At 47.5% G+C, this 17952-nt stretch carries 16 protein-coding genes and 1 other annotated feature; of the genes, 7 read left to right on the top strand and 9 right to left on the bottom strand.

Annotated features, from left to right (window positions below; all coding sequences use genetic code 11):
* Together ACRC27_RS11635 and dsbB are read left to right on the top strand one after the other, a co-directional pair.
* Positions 1-974 (top strand): SLC13 family permease (locus tag ACRC27_RS11635; protein WP_438639926.1); only part of this gene is annotated, 974 nt, incomplete at its 5' end.
* A gap of 130 nt (positions 975-1104) precedes the next feature.
* Positions 1105-1635, top strand: a complete 531-nt coding sequence (gene dsbB / locus ACRC27_RS11630; protein WP_438622958.1) for a disulfide bond formation protein DsbB — start codon at positions 1105-1107, stop codon at positions 1633-1635.
* 217 nt (positions 1636-1852) lie between these two features.
* On the opposite strand, the gene dusC is transcribed toward dsbB, so the two are convergent.
* Positions 1853-2848 (bottom strand): tRNA dihydrouridine(16) synthase DusC, encoded by a 996-nt coding sequence (dusC, locus tag ACRC27_RS11625; RefSeq protein ID WP_438631483.1) that lies wholly within the window; start codon positions 2846-2848, stop codon positions 1853-1855.
* 185 nt (positions 2849-3033) lie between these two features.
* Positions 3034-3480 carry a YcgN family cysteine cluster protein gene (locus tag ACRC27_RS11620; protein WP_438622956.1) on the bottom strand — a complete coding sequence of 149 codons (447 nt, stop codon included), beginning with the start codon at positions 3478-3480 and terminating at the stop codon, positions 3034-3036.
* 248 nt (positions 3481-3728) lie between these two features.
* On the opposite strand from ACRC27_RS11620, the gene ACRC27_RS11615 reads away from it, so the two are divergent.
* Positions 3729-6311, top strand: a complete 2583-nt coding sequence (locus tag ACRC27_RS11615; protein WP_438631481.1) for a YgiQ family radical SAM protein — start codon at positions 3729-3731, stop codon at positions 6309-6311.
* 125 nt (positions 6312-6436) lie between these two features.
* Here ACRC27_RS11615 and ACRC27_RS11610 read toward each other — a convergent pair whose 3' ends face one another.
* The 3 genes from ACRC27_RS11610 to ACRC27_RS11600 all read right to left on the bottom strand — a co-directional run bounded on the left by ACRC27_RS11610 (position 6437) and on the right by ACRC27_RS11600 (position 8692).
* A complete protein-coding gene (locus tag ACRC27_RS11610; RefSeq protein WP_438639925.1) occupies positions 6437-7105 on the bottom strand; it encodes a fumarylacetoacetate hydrolase family protein in 669 nt (222 codons plus the stop codon).
* Between the two features lie 132 nt (positions 7106-7237).
* Positions 7238-8281, bottom strand: a complete 1044-nt coding sequence (locus tag ACRC27_RS11605) for a lytic murein transglycosylase (protein ID WP_438622953.1) — start codon at positions 8279-8281, stop codon at positions 7238-7240.
* A gap of 117 nt (positions 8282-8398) precedes the next feature.
* The gene (locus ACRC27_RS11600; RefSeq protein WP_438622952.1) at positions 8399-8692 is read right to left on the bottom strand and encodes a YcgL domain-containing protein; all 294 of its coding nucleotides are present in this window, start codon (positions 8690-8692) and stop codon (positions 8399-8401) included.
* 125 nt (positions 8693-8817) lie between these two features.
* Here ACRC27_RS11600 and minC point away from each other — a divergent pair, with 125 nt between their 5' ends.
* Genes minC through minE form a run of 3 tightly spaced genes read left to right on the top strand, consistent with a single transcriptional unit; the run spans position 8818 to position 10616 of the window.
* Positions 8818-9498, top strand: coding sequence for a septum site-determining protein MinC (minC, locus tag ACRC27_RS11595; RefSeq protein ID WP_438622951.1), 681 nt, complete (start codon positions 8818-8820; stop codon positions 9496-9498).
* Between the two features lie 29 nt (positions 9499-9527).
* On the top strand, positions 9528-10340 hold the full coding sequence (gene minD / locus ACRC27_RS11590; protein WP_438622950.1) for a septum site-determining protein MinD: 813 nt from the start codon (positions 9528-9530) through the stop codon (positions 10338-10340).
* 3 nt (positions 10341-10343) lie between these two features.
* Entirely contained in the window at positions 10344-10616 is a 273-nt protein-coding gene (minE, locus tag ACRC27_RS11585; protein WP_438622949.1) for a cell division topological specificity factor MinE, read from the top strand.
* 53 nt (positions 10617-10669) lie between these two features.
* Here minE and rnd read toward each other — a convergent pair whose 3' ends face one another.
* The 4 genes from rnd to ACRC27_RS11565 all read right to left on the bottom strand — a co-directional run bounded on the left by rnd (position 10670) and on the right by ACRC27_RS11565 (position 16761).
* Positions 10670-11815, bottom strand: a complete 1146-nt coding sequence (gene rnd, locus ACRC27_RS11580; protein ID WP_438623157.1) for a ribonuclease D — start codon at positions 11813-11815, stop codon at positions 10670-10672.
* Positions 11816-12093: 278 nt separating this feature from the next.
* Positions 12094-13809: a long-chain-fatty-acid--CoA ligase FadD gene (fadD, locus tag ACRC27_RS11575; RefSeq protein ID WP_438631477.1), complete on the bottom strand. Its 1716-nt coding sequence runs from the start codon at positions 13807-13809 to the stop codon at positions 12094-12096.
* 262 nt (positions 13810-14071) lie between these two features.
* Positions 14072-14773 (bottom strand): tRNA (adenosine(37)-N6)-threonylcarbamoyltransferase complex dimerization subunit type 1 TsaB, encoded by a 702-nt coding sequence (gene tsaB / locus ACRC27_RS11570; RefSeq protein WP_438631475.1) that lies wholly within the window; start codon positions 14771-14773, stop codon positions 14072-14074.
* 77 nt (positions 14774-14850) lie between these two features.
* The gene (locus tag ACRC27_RS11565) at positions 14851-16761 is read right to left on the bottom strand and encodes an ATP-dependent DNA helicase (RefSeq protein WP_438622946.1); all 1911 of its coding nucleotides are present in this window, start codon (positions 16759-16761) and stop codon (positions 14851-14853) included.
* Positions 16762-17056: 295 nt separating this feature from the next.
* Positions 17057-17184: a sequence feature (His leader region), on the top strand.
* 175 nt (positions 17185-17359) lie between these two features.
* Between ACRC27_RS11565 and hisG the strand changes: the two genes are divergently transcribed.
* Positions 17360-17952: ATP phosphoribosyltransferase (gene hisG / locus ACRC27_RS11560; protein WP_438639924.1), on the top strand; the 593-nt coding region annotated here is incomplete at its 3' end.

Genomic DNA, 17952 nt, shown 5'->3' with positions numbered 1-17952 from the left:
ATGCCGCCATTGGTACTGCACTCGGCGGTGTAATGACCATGGTGGGTGAGCCCCAGAATCTGATCATTGCTGACCGTGCTGGCTGGAATTTTGCCGAATTTTTACTGCGGATGTCTCCTGTCACTGTACCGGTATTTATCTGCGGAATGTTCACCTGTTATCTGGTTGAACGCTTTAAAATATTCGGTTATGGCGACCAATTGCCAAGCAGTGTTCGCCAAATTTTGCTCGATTTTGATCATCAACAAGATACCCGCAGAACCAAGCAAGAGACGGTAAAACTGTGGGTACAAGCACTGATCGGTATCTGGCTAATTGTTGGCTTAGCGTTGCACCTTGCGGCGGTGGGGTTAATCGGATTATCCGTGATTATTATGGCTACGGCATTTTGTGGTATTACTGATGAGCACTCTCTGGGTAAAGCCTTTGAAGAGTCGTTACCCTTTACCGCCCTGTTGACCGTATTTTTTGCCGTAGTTTCCGTTATCATTGATCAGCAACTGTTTAAACCGATCATTGATTTTGTACTACAGGCATCCCCTTCCCACCAGCTAACGCTGTTTTATCTGTTTAACGGCCTGTTGTCCTCTGTATCAGATAATGTGTTTGTCGGCACTGTGTATATTAACGAAGCCAAAACTGCGTTGATGAATGGCGCATTAAGCCTGAAACAGTTTGAACTGTTAGCGGTGGCAATCAACACCGGTACCAATTTGCCTTCCGTTGCCACCCCGAACGGGCAAGCCGCCTTTTTATTTTTGCTCACCTCAACACTGGCACCACTGCTGCGCTTGTCGTATGGCCGCATGGTCATAATGGCACTGCCTTATACCATTGTGCTCACACTGGTGGGGTTATTTTGCGTAGAATTTACCCTACAGCCAATGACTGATCTTTTTTATCAGTGGCACTGGTTGTCTAATGAAGCAAATGCCGCTCTGCTCAATGCGAATGCGCTACCGGCAGCACACTAGCAGCATAACAACACGACCTGTAATAGAATATTTTCTCATGAGGCTCTATTTCCAGAGCCTTTTTTATGTGTACACTGCGATAATGCCAACGTTACGCTCTATCTGAATAACAGGGATCTATTACAGCATTATGTGGGATACTCTTTACCGCTTCTCTACAACTCGCTTATCGTGGTTTCTTATGCTACTTACCGCCACGGGGCTTGAGTTAACTGCGCTTTATTTTCAACATATCCTAAAGCTAGAACCGTGTGTTCTCTGTATTTATGAGAGAGTCGCACTGTTTGGTCTTGTCGGTGCGGCACTGCTTGGTTTGTGTAACCCGAAAAATCCGGTGTTTCGCTGGTCAGCCATTGTACTTTGGATGTACAGCGCATGGCAGGGTGTTATGCTGGCGTGGGAGCATAATCAACTTCAAGTTAACCCATCACCGTTTCAAACCTGTGATTTTATGGTGCGCTTTCCCAGCTGGTTGCCGCTAAACAAGTGGGTTCCAGGTATTTTTGAAGCTTACGGTGATTGCGCGCAAGATCAGTGGCACTTTTTGAATATCACTATGCCGGGCTGGTTGGTGTTTATCTTCGCCGCTTACCTGATTGTGGCGGTTGTCATCGCATTAGGGCTATTGCTTGGGAAGGAAAAACGTTCACTGTGGCGGTAAGATTAGCGGGTTGATTAACCCGCTGACTCTCTTTAGATGAGCAACATAATCAACAAAAAAACAGGCTGTTACTACAGCCTGTTTTTGTATGTAATTATCCGGTTATCTGACCTTTTTTTGCTAAAAAACCAGAAACAAGAAAATAAAGAATCAAAAACAATATAACGCCGATAACTGTGACATTATCGGTCGGTGATTGAGCAGATTGAACCGATATTTAGTTGTCCTGTGAAGCAGAAAGCACAGCAACCATCTCATCAACCCGCTGCAAAGTTCGTATCTGCGCAAACAGCGCATCAGCCTCATCATATTGCTTGCGTAAATAACTGAACCACTGCTTAATGCGTGCCGAATGATAAAAACCTTTATCTCCGTTTTTCTCAAGTGCCGTGTATGCCAGTAACAACTCAACCACCTCAGCCCAGCCGAGTGGGGAATGGTTATATTTCACCACATTCGCTAAATTTGGCACATTCAGCGCCCCCCTGCCCAGCATCAAATCAGAACAGCCGGTAAGTTCACGGCAACGCAATGCCGAGGCATAATCGGTAATTTCACCGTTGGCAATCACGGGAATATGCAAACGCTGGCGCAACACACCAATTGCCGGCCAGTTAATTTTATCTGCCTTGTAGCCATCAGCCTTTGTCCGACCATGAATCGCAATCTCCGTTGCGCCCGCCTGCTGCACGGCATCGGCAATTTCCATGCTGTGATCGGTGCTATCCCAACCTAAACGAACTTTTACTGTCACCGGCATATCATTAGGTACGGCTTCACGCATGGCTTTGGCTGCACGATAAATTAAGTCAGGATCTTTGAGCAGTGATGCTCCGCCGTCACTGCCGTTAACCTTCTTCGAAGGGCAACCACAATTTAAATCGACCCCTTGTGAACCGAGTGCAACCGCACGGGCTGCATTCTCTGCCAACCATTGGGGCGATTGGCCGAGCAGTTGCACCCGAACCGGCGTGCCTGATGGCGTAAGCCCACCATGATGTAATTCAGGGCACAAGCGATAGAACAGATGCTCAGGCAAAAGAGCATCAACCACGCGTACAAATTCAGTCACACATAGATCATAGGCATTGATTCGAGTCAATAAATCACGTAGTAACGGGTCAAGCACCCCTTCCATTGGCGCTAAAATAACACGCCCCACCGCCATTGCTGCTGGTGTTGCCTGAGACTGATCGTGTGGCTTTAACATCATAAAACGATACTCTGACACTGGTTATGTTTCATCTTTTTTACTGTTGATCATTCAACTGCGGTAACTAGCATGCATGGGAAAAGAATAGTGCCAGTGTTCTTTGCATCACCTGATAATTCCCATTACTGAATTACCCACATGGCCAAATTATTCCTATCCCAGATTATTATGTTACTGATGCCATTTTATCGTACGTGTTTGGGCTTATTCATGATGTGCTCTTCCCAGTCAACCACATCAATTTCATAAACACACTGATCACGTACGGAAACACCGGCTTTATGCATGGTTTCCCGATTACCCGATACCAGTGGATGCCACTGTGGCAGAGGTTTGCCTTCATCAATCAAACGATAAGCACATGTTACTGGCAGCCACTCAAAACTGTGCATGTTGTCGCGGGTCAGTTTGATGCAATCAGGCTCAAACTCAAATCGGTTCTCATAGTTACGGCACTGGCAACTTTGTAGATCGAGCTGATCACAGGCTACGTTGGTGTAGTACAGCTCATCGGTATCGGCATCAATAAGCTTGTGTAAGCAGCACTGCCCGCAGCCATCGCACAGCGCTTCCCATTCGCTATCGCTCATTTGATCAAGGGTTTTAGTTTGCCAAAATGCGTGTTCAGTCATAGTGTTAAATACTTCACTTAAAAGGTTCATACCCCCAAAACGGCGGCACATAATGTTTTCAAAAACGTAAAATAAAGAGCGTTAAACTCACGTAAAAAAACGATGCCAGCCATATCAGGATCGCACCAAAGGTGTTTTTTACACGCGTTAATATCACCCAGTATAAAAGCTTATTCGCACGATACGAATAGAAAGAGTATAATCGCGCGCTTTGTGTACGCCGTTGACTAACCGGAGCGATAAGCCACATGAGTACAAGCCTGATCCAGCCGGAGCGCAGCCTCTTTTCTTACCCACGTTACTGGGCAGAATGTTATGGCACAGCCCCTTTCCTGCCCATGTCCCGTGCGGAGATGGATCAACTAGGCTGGGATAGCTGTGACATTATTATCGTGACTGGTGATGCCTATGTCGACCACCCGAGTTTCGGTATGGCCATTATTGGCCGTATGCTGGAGGCTCAAGGTTTCCGTGTCGGTATTATTGCACAGCCCGACTGGACAAATAAAAATGACTTCATGAAGTTGGGCAAACCGAATCTGTTTTACGGTGTCACTGCCGGCAATATGGATTCTATGATCAACCGTTATACCGCCGATCGCAAATTGCGTCACGACGATGCCTACACCCCCGATAATGTAGGCGGAAAACGCCCCGACCGTGCTGTTTTAGTGTACACCCAGCGCTGTAAAGAGGCCTACAAAGAAGCCCCTGTCGTGATTGGCGGAATTGAAGCCAGTTTACGCCGTATCGCACATTATGATTACTGGTCAGACAATGTTCGCCGCTCAGTGCTGGTTGATTCGAAAGCCGATATTCTGATTTACGGTAATGCCGAACGCCCACTTATTGAAATTGCCCACCGCTTTGCTGCCGGTGAAACAGTCGAAAATATGCAAGATATTCGCGGCTCTGCGGTGATGCGTAAAGAGGCGTTGTTTGACTGGAAAGGGGTTGACTCAACCCGTATTGATCAACCGGGCCACATTGATCCTATCCCTAATCCGTATATGGAAGATGCCCCGTGTGCAACCGACGCTGATGCAGCAAACGCTGATACCGCAAAAGCAAATGCAGAAAAACAGAACGCCGCAAAAGCCATTGTCGTGCAGCCCCCACGCCCAAAGCCGTGGGAAAAGACCTATATTTTGCTGCCTTCCTATGAAAAAGTAAAAAATGATAAAGTGCTGTATGCGCATACATCACGTATTTTGCATCATGAAACCAATCCAGGTTGTGCCCGTGCGCTGATGCAAAAGCATGCTGACCGCTATGTGTGGATCAATCCACCGGCTATTCCACTGACAACCGAAGAGATGGACGGTGTCTTTGGTTTACCTTACCAACGCATTCCGCACCCTTCATATGGCAAAGCTAAAATACCTGCCTACGACATGATCCGTTTCTCAATCAATATCATGCGTGGTTGCTATGGTGGCTGCTCATTCTGTTCGATTACCGAACACGAAGGCCGAATTATTCAAAGCCGCTCAGAAGACTCTATTATCTCTGAAATTGAAGAGATCAGAGATAAAGTGCCGGGCTTTACCGGTGTTATCTCTGACTTGGGCGGCCCGACAGCGAATATGTATATGCTGCGCTGTCAAAGCCCGCGTGCCGAGCAGACCTGCCGCCGCGCCTCTTGCGTCTACCCTGATATTTGTCAGCATATGGATACCAACCATGAGCCGACCATTAATCTCTATCGTCGGGCACGTGATCTCAAGGGGATCAAAAAGATCCTGATCGCATCAGGTGTACGCTATGATCTGGCGGTAGAAGATCCGCGTTACGTCAAAGAACTGGCCAAATACCATGTGGGCGGCTACCTAAAAATTGCACCAGAACACACCGAGGAAGGCCCGCTTTCTAAGATGATGAAACCGGGTATGGGCTCTTATTATCGCTTTAAAGAGCTGTTCGAACAGTACTCGAAAGAGGCTGGAAAAGAGCAATATCTGATCCCATATTTTATCTCGGCACACCCAGGCACGCGCGATGAAGATATGGTCAATCTGGCGTTATGGCTGAAAAAGAACAAGTTCCGACTTGATCAGGTGCAAAATTTCTATCCATCACCGCTGGCTAATGCCACTACGATGTATCACTCCGGTAAAAACCCACTGGGTAAGGTTGATTACAAGAGTGAGGATATTGTTGTTGCACGTGGCGAGCGTCAACGCCGCCTACATAAAGCCTTGCTGCGTTATCATGATCAGGCAGGCTGGCCAATGATCCGTCAGGCGTTACGTGATATGGGGCTAATGCGCCTGATAGGTACAGGCCCTCAACACCTGATTCCACCGGCCTCGGCGCGCGAAATTCAGCACGCTGATAGTATGAAAAAAGGCACACGTGCTGCGCTGACCAAACACAGTGATATTTCCCATCAACGTGGTAACGGTCAGCAAAAAGAGGCTGGGCGCACAGGAAAACCGCAGACTCCGCGCGCAAAAACACAGGGGCACAGTGCCACGGGTACTGCAGCGAACACCCAGCCGGTGAAACCTAACGGTAAAAAAGCACCGACAAACAATATTCAGGGTAAAAGCACACATAAAGAGCAGGCTAAAACCGGTACTCCGGCTGCGTCTCGTGCAAAACCAACCAATCGTCAAGGGCGACGTGCCGCAGAACAAGCGGCAGCTCAATCAACGGCATCTACGCATACACAATCAGCACATGCTCCATCAGGACAAAAACGTGCAGATAAGCGTGTAGCAGGAAATAGCGGGAAAAGTGCCCATAACCACAGCAATAGTGGTCATCAAACACAAGGTAAAGGGGCGAGCCGCGCCAAAAAACCTGCGGGTAAAAAAGTGGGGGCATAATCCACCATATCTTTCCTGATAACCACTATTTTCAGGAAAAATACGGCCGTAAAAACAACAATGCCTGTTCAGCACTCAGTCTGAACAGGCATTTTTTTATCCACTATGAATGAGCCAACGGCTTATTATCTTTTGCTCTCTTGCGCTGATGTACGAAGGTCTCTTTCTGCCAATGTCAGCAATAATTGATCTCCTGCACACAATGGGCCAACGCCTTCCGGAGTGCCAGTCAGAATAATATCACCGGCTTTCAGGGTAAAAAAACGGCTCATATAACTGATCAACTCAAGCATCGGTGTCAGCATATTTGCCGTATTTCCCTGCTGACAAGCCAGGCCGTTGACTGTTAGCGAAAAAGGCAGATTCTGCCGATCATGTAACGTTTTGGCGGGAATAAAGCCGGATACCGGACAAGAGCCGTCAAAGGCTTTGGCCTTCTCCCACGGACGCCCCGCTTTTTTACACTCAGCCTGCAAGGTTCTCAGTGTCAGATCCAACCCGATACCGTAACCCCAAATAGCATCAGCTACCTGTTCTGTGGTGGCATTTTGCAATGGTGCACCAATAAGCACTGCAACTTCGGCTTCATGATGTACCTCACCAAACCCTACCGGTAATACAACCGGCTGGCGTAAATCACACAATGCGGTATCAGGTTTCAAAAACAGCACCGGCTCAATGGCTTGGGCGCTGCCCATCTCTTTAACATGGTCAGCATAATTTAGCCCGACACATACAACTTTTCCGACAGGAATGGCAAGCGGCGTTCCCTGCCAATCAGTATGTTGATACATAGACAACCCTCCTTAGCTGTGAGCCTTTTACGCAATAATCTGATTCAAACCGCTCTGCGGTGGTGATACCACACGGAGCGCTGCCATTTATTGAACCATAAATGGTGTGTTCATAAATGATGAAGCGATAAACTATGGCGCAACAATCGCATCAGCCAGCATGCCAACACTGGTCGCAAAATAGTAAGAGCGGTTCCAGTGCATCAGCGTACGGTAATTGTTGTATACCAGCAGAGCCTGACCGTTAATATCATCCGGTAACACCAACCATGCCTGCTGGGTTAAATGCGGTAGAGAGCCCCCATTCGGTAAACTCACACCCAATGCCTGCCACTGCTTCACCGTTTTACCCTGTGCGGTTTTCGTACCCGCCAACTCACGGTTAAAATCAGCAGGAAGCACCACTTTCTCACCCCAGCTTAGCTGATCGTTCCACCCTTCGGTGGAGAGATAATTTGCTGTGGATGCAAAGACATCGAGTACGTTGTTCCAAATATCCTTATGCCCATCACCGTCACCGTCAGCGGCATAAGTCAAAAAAGAGGTCGGCATGAACTGACACTGCCCCATCGCGCCCGCCCACGAGCCTTTCATCAATGCCGGAGAGATATGCCCCTCTTGCTGAATTTGCAGAGCAGCCATCACCTGTTTAGTAAAAAAGACCTCTCGGCGGCCTTCAAAAGCCAGTGTTGACAGTGCAGAGATCACATTCTCTTTACCGGTAAAGCGCCCAAAACTGCTCTCAGTGCCCCACAACGCAATAATATACTGTGGTTGTACACCGTATTTTGCTGCAATCGGCATCAGTTGTGAGTGGTAGCGCTGATACATCTCGCGCCCCTTTTGGATTTTACTCTGGGTCAGGCTTTTTTGCAGATACTGGTCTAACGTTAACTTAAACTCAGGCTGGCCTCTGTCGGCCTTCACTGCCCGCTCTAAAAAATACACATCAGTAAAACCTTGCTCTACCGTTGCCGGAGCAATACCCTGAGCAAGTGCATGTTGCTTGAGATGCTGAATAAACTCGGCAAAGTCAGCCGGTGTACGATCTGCTCGAAAGGTTGCCAGTGCTGCGGCTTGCTCAGTTTGTACAGGAACAGAACGGGCAGACTGCCCCGAAGCGCAGCCGGTTAATAAAAGACTCATACCGATGAGTGAAAGTAATGAAAGCTTCATTTTTTATACTCTGTTTATCACCACATTATCATCACAATAAACACGCCTAACCCTCTGATGCCCGTGTTATCGCCATTTTGTTATGCTTGTTAATAAGCCGCAATCAGCTGTTTGCAACTATTTTGTATCAGGTGTTACTTTTGCTTGAAACTCCGCACGATGTTGTTTTAATAAATTCTCTTTTGGCGGAGGAAGTTGTAAATAAAAACCCTGCTCTGCCAGCACGGTTTTCATTTTATTCACATCGGTATGAACTAATTTTCGTGAGCCGTTTAAGGGAAAAAGCATAACTAATTGTGGCGTTCCAAAGCCTTGTAGTAATTCAGCCGGAACCCGTGAAAAATCATCTCTTTTCTCTAGGAATAAATAGGTCTCTTCACGTTTAATACTTTTGTAGATTGCGCACCACATCTCGACGGAATCCCTTATGTTTTCTTGCGTAAGCCGTGTTGTAACTATAACATGTTAAGATAAATGATTTATATTCTTGTCATGCCTAATATAGCTAGGACGCGCAGGAGAAGCGAAACCAATTTATGTCACAATACCCTGTAGATCTGAAAGGGGGGAATTTCACCCTCACTGTTGTCCATTTGCACAGCACAGATCAAAACCAAATTAAGCAAATGCTTTTAGAAAAAGTGCGGCAAGCACCCGCCTTTTTTCAAGGTGCGCCTGTGGTATTAAATGTGGCAAATCTTACTGAATCAGCAGATTTTAAATTTCTAAAACGTGCGATTCGTGAAGCCGGATTATTTTTAGTCGGCGTAAGCGGCTGCACTGATAGTCAACAAAAAGAGAGCGTTCGACGCGCTGGGTTGCCTATTCTGAGTGAAGGTAAGATAAAAGAGCCAAAACCGGAACAACCTGCTCCTGTCGCACCCGTTATTACGCATACGAAGGTAATTAACACTCCGGTACGATCTGGGCAGCAAATTTATGCGAAAAATTGTGATCTTATCGTCAATAGTCATGTAAGCCCGGGGGCGGAATTAATTGCTGACGGCCATATTCATATTTACGGCGTAATGCGCGGGCGCGCAATTGCCGGTGCGGATGGCCGAACCGATGGCAGTATTTTTTGCCTGAATTTGCAAGCTGAGCTGGTGTCGTTATCAGGGCAATATGCGCTGAGTGATCAGATCCCCTCTTCGGTGTGGCAAAAGGCAACTCGCATTACGTTACGAGAAGATAATATTCATTTTGAAGCTCTTTGAAATAGGCTCTTTTTGACAAGGAACCCCTCATGGCACGTATCATCGTTGTAACCTCTGGGAAAGGGGGCGTTGGTAAAACAACTTCAAGCGCGGCCATTGCCACTGGTTTAGCATTGAAGGGCAAAAAAACCGTTGTTATTGATTTTGATATCGGCCTGCGTAACCTTGACCTGATCATGGGTTGCGAACGCCGTGTGGTATACGATTTTGTGAATGTGATTCAAGGTGATGCCAGCCTGAATCAGGCGTTAATTAAAGATAAGCGGGTTGAAAACCTGTTTATTTTGCCCGCCTCACAAACCCGTGATAAAGATGCGCTGACCCGTGAAGGCGTAGAAAAAGTATTAAATGAACTCGACAGCATGGGTTTTGACTATGTGTTGTGTGACTCACCGGCCGGTATTGAAACCGGTGCACTAATGGCACTCTATTTTGCTGATGAAGCCATTGTCACAACTAACCCTGAAGTTTCGTCTGTCCGAGATTCTGACCGTATTTTGGGGATCTTATCCTCGAAATCACGTCGTTCAGAGCAGAGTCTTGAGCCGATTAAAGAGCATCTGCTGCTGACGCGTTACTGCCCTGAGCGGGTAACCCGTGGTGATATGCTGAGTGTGCAAGATGTTGAAGAGATTTTGCGTATTCCACTGGTTGGTGTTATTCCTGAAAGCCCTTCCGTATTGCGAGCGTCGAACCAAGGTGAACCTGTTATCCTTGATAAAGACTCTGAAGCAGGCCAAGCCTACTTAGATACCGTTGAGCGCCTTTTGGGAAATGAGTGTCCTTTCCGTTTCCTTGACGAAGAGAAGAAAGGGTTTTTAAAGCGATTGTTTGGGGGATAAATTATGGCGCTCCTAGACTTTTTCCTGTCGCATAAAAAGCAGACAGCAAGCATCGCGAAAGAGCGTTTGCAGATTATTGTTGCTGAACGTCGACGTGGAGACAGTGAGCCTCACTACTTACCGGCATTGAAGCAAGATATTCTCGCCGTGATTTGTAAATATATTCAGATTGATCCAGAACATGTCACCGTGCAACTGGAGCAAAAGGGCGACGATATTTCAATACTTGAATTGAATGTCACTCTGCCAGAGGATGATGCGAAAAAGAGCCCTTAATTACCGTATTTTTAATTAAAAAGCTCTTCTACGCATCCGTTGAGTGAGTCAGTTTACGCTGACTTACTCAATAATTTCTGTAAACGCTCGCCCATCAACTCTCCGCGCCATCCTGACAGTAATTCAGGTAGATCCTGATCACTTTTCGCACAGTCAACATGCTCTGTTGATTTCCATGCAAAACTCAGTAATTGGTGAATTTGACGGCGTGATGCCAGCAGTTCACTGCTTAAACCGGTTTCCGTTTCCAGAGTACCAATAAACGCTTTGATCTCTTTAAGTGTTGCTTTGTACTCTGGGTTATCTACCAAACGGCTCAGTGCTGCAGGGCATTCACTTTCAGGCAGCTTTTTAGCCTGATCAACCATTTGCAACATTGTCCGGCCATGAAAACGAATCGCCGGATTTTCCAGCTCAAGGTGATTTAAATCACTCATGGTTTGTGGCAAATAACGGGCAACTTTCCATAAACTCAGCTCTTTAACTACAAAATTAAGTGCCAAATCACGGCGCTGAGCTTCTTCAATACGCCATTTTGCCAGTAAACGTAAACAGGCTAACTGACGCGGGTACAACTGCCATGCATTACTAATATCCCGATAAGCAAGATCTGGCTGGGTAATCTGACTACGACGCCAAACGGCCTGCAAACACTCCGCTTGTACAGCACCCATATGCCCACTCTGCTGCACTTTTTCTAGCAGCGTTTTAAACATCGGCAACAAATAATAGACATCGGCCGCGGCATAGTGACACTGCTTTTCCGTTAACGGACGAGCCAGCCAGTCGGTACGGGATTCACCTTTATCCAGCTCTACACCCTGATATTCAGCCACTAACGCGGCAAAACCGGTTGAAATACGGTGGCCAAGAAAAGCGGCCATGATCTGTGTATCCAACATAGGTGTTGGCATAACACCCAAGTAGTGCTGAAACACCTCAAGATCTTCACCACAGGCATGCAACACTTTGGTGATCGCCGGATTAACCAACAAATCACGCAGTGGTGCCAAATCTGACATTGCCAGTGGATCGATCAAAGAGACATGCTGCCCATCAAACAGCTGCACTAAGCCAAGCTGTGGATAGAGGGTACGTGTACGCACAAATTCGGTATCAATGGCAACCAGATCACAAGTTGCTGCACGCTGGCAAACCTCAAGCAGGTCGGCATCAGTAGTAATTAATCGGTAATCCACAACAATATTCTCTTCCACTATGCTATGTCTTCTTGAATGCCCGTTGCCGTATAAACATCAGGCAGAGGCGCTTTCGAAATACCTAAAGAGACCGCCCCAAGATAAGGCCGTTGTAACTTTAGTGATCGTGACAAGAATCCATTAGAGCATGTTTATATATATATCAATACACCTGCCTGTAGCCATACTACCAGACAGGTGTCATTCACGAATATTAACAACAGAAACGCCGGCAACTGCCGGCGTTTCAAGCTAAATAGGTATTACATCAGCACAAATTATGAGGCTTTAGCCTGCTCTGGCTCATCATCAACAGAGACTGCTGATAGTGTTTGAGCCTCTTCACGCAGCGCTCGGCGAAGGATCTTACCCACGTTGGTTTTTGGTAGCTCATCCCTAAACTCAACGATTTTCGGGCACTTATAGCCGGTGAGATTTTTCCGACAATACGCGATTAACTCATCACGCGTCAATGACGGATCTTTTTTCACCACGCAGATCTTAACGGCTTCACCCGACGCTTCGCTCGGCACACCTACTGCCGCTACTTCTAGTACTTTTGGGTGATGCGCGACCACATCTTCGATCTCATTCGGGTAAACATTAAACCCTGAGACGAGGATCATATCTTTTTTGCGATCAACAATCCGCATAAAGCCTTCGTTGTCAATGCGCACAACATCACCGGTAGCCAGCCAGCCCTCTTTCAATATCTCGGCGGTTGCTTCCGGACGCTGCCAGTAACCCAGCATAACTTGCGGGCCTTTGACCCACAACTCGCCAGCTTCACCGTCTTGCACTTCGTGCCCGTCGTCGTCAACCAGTTTGATATCAGTTGACGGTACCGGTAAACCGATAGCGCCGTTATACCCTTTCAGATTATACGGGCAACCTGCTACCAGCGGTGAGCACTCTGTCAGGCCATAGCCTTCAAGTAATTTAGTGCCGGTCAGTTTTTGCCACTGTTCAGCAACCGCGCGTTGTACCGACATGCCGCCCCCCACGGTTAACCGCAGAGCAGAAAAGTTAATTTCACGGAAGTCTTCATTGTGGATCAGTGCATTAAACAGTGTGTTAACGCCGGTAATCGCTGTGGCATCGTAACGCGCCAGCTCTTTAACAAACCCCGGAATATCGCGCGGATTGGTAATCAACAGGTTCTTGCCACCCATCTCTAAAAACAGCAGGCAGTTTACTGTTAGCGCAAACACATGGTACAGCGGCAGAGCAGTAACAACACGCTCACGGCCCTCTTCCAGAATAGGTGAATAACCCGCTTTTGCCTGTAAAACGTTAGATACCATATTGCGGTGAGTGAGCATCGCTCCTTTTGATACGCCAGTTGTACCACCGGTATATTGCAAGAAGGCGATATCATCACAGACAATTTCCGGTTTTACATACTGCTGAAAACGCCCTTTTCGCAGCGCGGCACGGAATGAAATGGCATCTGGCAGGTTATATTTTGGCACCATTTTTTTGATGTACTTCACAACGAAGTTCACCAGTGTCCCTTTTGCCATCGGCAACTGGTCACCCATACGGGTTAAAATGACATGCTTAATCGGTGTCTGATACACCACTTTCTCTAGGGTGTGCGCAAAGTTTGAAACAATAACAATAGCTTTCGCACCACTGTCATTGAGCTGATGCTCAAGTTCTCGCGGGGTATACAGCGGGTTTACGTTAACGGCAATCATACCCGCACGCAGTACACCAAACAGGGCTATCGGGTACTGTAATAGATTCGGCATCATCAAGGCGACACGGTCACCTTTTTGCAACTTGAGGGTATTTTGCAGGTAGGCAGCAAATGCCCGACTGCTCTCTTCAAGTTTGCGGAATGTCATCACCTGCCCCATGTTAACGAAAGCAGGCTGATCGGCATAACGGTGTATGGCCTGTTCAAACAAGTCGACCAGAGATGAGTATTGATCAGGGTTTATTTCAGCTGGAACATCAGCAGGGTAACTAGAAAGCCAGACCTTTTCCACGGTAAGTCTCCTCACAAATATAGTTGTATGCCATGCCTCAGGAGGAGACCCCGGGCTAGCTTTACGCAACATAATCCGGTTGCTGTAGGATAAATGCTCTAACGACAAGCACTACTCTACAGGGCAAACCTGATCTTAACAATAAATTAACACGACTTTTTCAAACATCTGTTTATCTGTATGAAAAATCATGCAAGAGAGCGCCTAACGTTTACGATAACGTCAAGCGCATAGATAGCAGAGGCTCTCTGCAATGAACCGATTATTCACGACCGGGGAGTTTTTTCCATGCCACGTTATTGCGCAAATAGACAGGAACGGTATTCTCAACTGCCGTTGTCAGGCCATTGGCCAAGCAGTACAGCGCATAAGGCAACATATCTTGTGCCTCTGGCAGTAAAATATCACTGTTTGTCAGGCTCAACGGGCTATTGGTAGCTAAATTAGGGTATGTTTCAAAACCAGTGCCTACTTTGGCCCAGATTCCCGCAGCGCTGATCAATTGGGTATCAACAGCATCAGGGGTAAGCACCTGCTCTTCGCCCAAAAGTTGCCACTGACCATCGGCAGTACGCTGATACTGACCCCAGTAAACTTCGTTCATTCGCGCATCAATGGCAGCCAATACCTGAGTATGTTGGTGCACGCGGTGTGCGCCTTCAGCCATAGCCAGCAGGTTAGAAACACCGATCATCGGCAGATCTGCGCCCAGAGCAAGGCCCTGTGCAATACCTATCCCGATACGCACACCGGTAAAACTCCCCGGCCCGCGTCCAAATGCAATGGCATCAAGCTGTTGTAGGGAAACACCACCTTCAGCCAGCATTTGCTGAACCATGGGTAAAATACGCTGCGTGTGCTCACGCGGGCAGATCTCAGTAACGCTGTGTATCTGACCCTCTACCCAGAGTGCGGCAGAGCAGGCTTCGGTAGCAGTATCTAATGCCAGAATTCGGGTTGACATCCAAACCTCGGATTAATAACGAATAAAGAAGTAAGCTAAACCGCCAATGATAGCATAAATAGCGCCAAACCCGCTGATTACGGGCTAATCTGGTGTAAAAACTCAATCACACGTGCAATATCACGGGTGCGTGGTAGCGGAGGTAAACTCTCAAGAAAGGTTTGCCCGTAAGGTTTTGCCACCAAACGCGGATCACAAATAACAATAACACCTCGATCATCGGTATCACGGATCAGTCGCCCAACCCCCTGTTTTAAGGTGATAACGGCATCCGGTAATTGCACATCATTAAAGGGTTCACCGCCTTTGAGCTTGTTGTCTTCCATACGCGCCTTTAGCAGCGGATCATCCGGTGCAGTAAAGGGCAGTTTATCAATAATCACACACGACAGCGCCTGCCCACGCACATCGACCCCTTCCCAAAAGCTGCCCGTGGCCACCAGCAGTGCATCACCCTGCTCGACAAATTGCTGCAACAATTTTTGCTTCCCAGTTTCGCCCTGTACCAGCACAGGTAACGTTAAGCAGGCACGAAAACGCTCGGCCAGATCACGCATCATCTGATGTGAAGTACACAAGAAAAAACAGCGACCACGGCTCGCTTCAATCACCGGTGTTAACAAGCTGACTAGCCGGTCTGCGGTATACGGGCGATTCGCTTCAGGCAAAAAACGCGGTACACACAGCAGAGCTTGTTGTGAATAATCAAACGGGCTGTTTAAGGTCATCTGACGGGTTTCACCCAGCCCTAAACGCTGGCAATAGTGATCAAAGCTATCTCCCACAGCCAAAGTAGCCGAGGTAAAAATCCATGCTGCGGAGTGTGATTTCATCTGTTCACTGAATTTATCTGCAACACTGAGCGGCGTTAAATTCAGGCTAAAGTGGCGGCTTCCGCACTCATACCAGTAGCTGTAACCGCTGATATCGGTATCCATTAACCGTTTAAGCCGAGCGCGAAATAGCTCTGCCCGCTCAAATGCAGCATCGAGCAATTTAGAGCGACCGACCACTAAACGCAGCACATCAGCAGCAAAATCTAACGCATCATTTAGCCGAGCTAACGCCCCTTGTACCAGCGGATTACGCAGCATATCGCGCCAATTACCACGGGCATTGCCACCACAGAGCACGACACATAAATCCTGTGCGGTTTGTGTCAGGCGATCAGCCACTTTACTCAATTGCGCTACGTCACGCACTTCAATGTGATAACCCAGTAGCATATCTTTGCCCAGATCAAGCAACTGCCGTGAGGTTAATGACTGTCCAAAATACTGGCTAGCAATATCAGGCAACTGATGGGCTTCATCAAAAATAATCACTTCCGCTTCGGGAATGAGCTCACCAAAACCGGTCTCTTTGACTACCATATCCGCCAAAAAAAGGTGGTGATTTACTACCACTACATCAGCTTCCAGCGCTTTGCGGCGCGCTTTTACCACATAACACTCTTTATAAAGCGGGCACTCTGTACCTAAACAAGTCTCATTAGTACTGGTAATCAACGGTAATACGGGGCTGTCTTCAGCCACCACATCACAATCGCTTAGATCACCACTTTCGCTGGATGAAGACCAACTGCGCACTCGCACTAAATCGGCCAGCGTTCCGGTATCGGTAATATGGCTCTCTGCCATTTGACGATCGAGCCGGTCTAAACAGACATAGTTTGACCGCCCTTTGAGCAGCGCAATTTTTCCGGTGAAATTCAGTGCATGCTGAATCGTGGGCAAATCGCGGCTATATAGCTGATCTTGGAGATTTTTTGATCCCGTAGAGATAATTGTTTTGCGTTTTGCCGCCAGTGCCGGCACTAAATACGCATAGGTTTTCCCCGTGCCCGTGCCCGCTTCAACCACGAGTGATGTATTCTGCAAAATAGCATTGGCCACCGCATCAGCCATTTGGCGCTGCGGTTCACGCGCTTTAAACCCATTAATAGCCTGTGCCAGCGCACCATTATCCGCAAAATATTTATCAATCACACCGCAGCCTATTACCCGTTATTTTGATGGTCCGACACACAATTATGCCAACTGTATATCAATACAGCCAATATGATCTGCCATTGCGCGAATCATCCCGCATGCCAGACCGTAAGCCTGTATTAAACCCAACGCAAAGATTGCGCTGAAAGTGTTATTTTACAGTTGCTTTTAAACGCAGCTTTGGTTAAGTTGAAATTAATATGAACAGATAATCATCATGTATTGTTGAGATATTATCCATGAATTTACTGACTGTAACATCGGCTGCACGTAGCACACTGCGTATTAGCCATCACCACCATCATCACCCTGAGTAGTCTTTCAGGCGATGTTCCGTGGAAGACACTCAACGAGATCTTCCGGTGGACAGTCAGAACCAATCAGAGCCCTCGGAAGATCTTACTCCGGGGGCTTTTTACTGTGTAACGCAGCATATCATGCGCTAACAGGCAAAACGTCAACGGAAGACGTAACGAATCGAATCGAGTCACTACTTTTAAAATAGTGATTTTAAGATCTGGATTTTTAGGATTGTGAAGAGTTCAAAAACACAGAATTCACACTATTTCAGAATCGACCAAACAAGGAATTTGCCATGCTAAACAACAACCGACTGCGCATTGCTATGCAGAAATCCGGCCGCCTGAGTGATGACTCACGCGAGCTGCTGGCCCGTTGCGGTGTTAAAATCAATTTGCAACAGCAACGCCTGATCGCGTTTGCCGAAAATATGCCTATCGACATTCTGCGTGTCCGTGATGATGATATCCCCGGTCTGGTGATGGATGGCGTGGTTGATCTTGGCATTATCGGTGAAAATGTGCTGGAGGAAGAGCTACTTGGTCGTCAGGCACGTGGTGAAAACCCGCAATACCAAACCCTGCGCCGACTCGATTTTGGCAGTTGCCGCTTATCTCTGGCTGTACCATTTGACCACGCGTATAACGCCCCCGATTCGCTCACCAACGCTCGCATTGCTACCTCATACCCAAACCTACTCAAACGTTATATGGATGAGAAAGGCATTCCCTTTAAAAGCTGTCTGTTGAATGGCTCTGTCGAGGTTGCGCCGCGGGCCGGCCTTGCTGACGCCATTTGTGATCTGGTCTCTACCGGTGCAACACTCGAAGCCAATGGCCTGCGTGAAGCGGAAGTCATTTATCGCTCTAAAGCGGCGCTAATTCAACG

Origin of the sequence: Plesiomonas sp. (assembly GCF_051650925.1) — a bacterium.
Taxonomy (GTDB): Bacteria; Pseudomonadota; Gammaproteobacteria; order Enterobacterales; family CAMTGL01; genus Plesiomonas.
The sequence above is the reverse complement of the archived record's forward strand: the minus strand, read 5'-3'. Positions and strand labels throughout refer to the sequence as shown.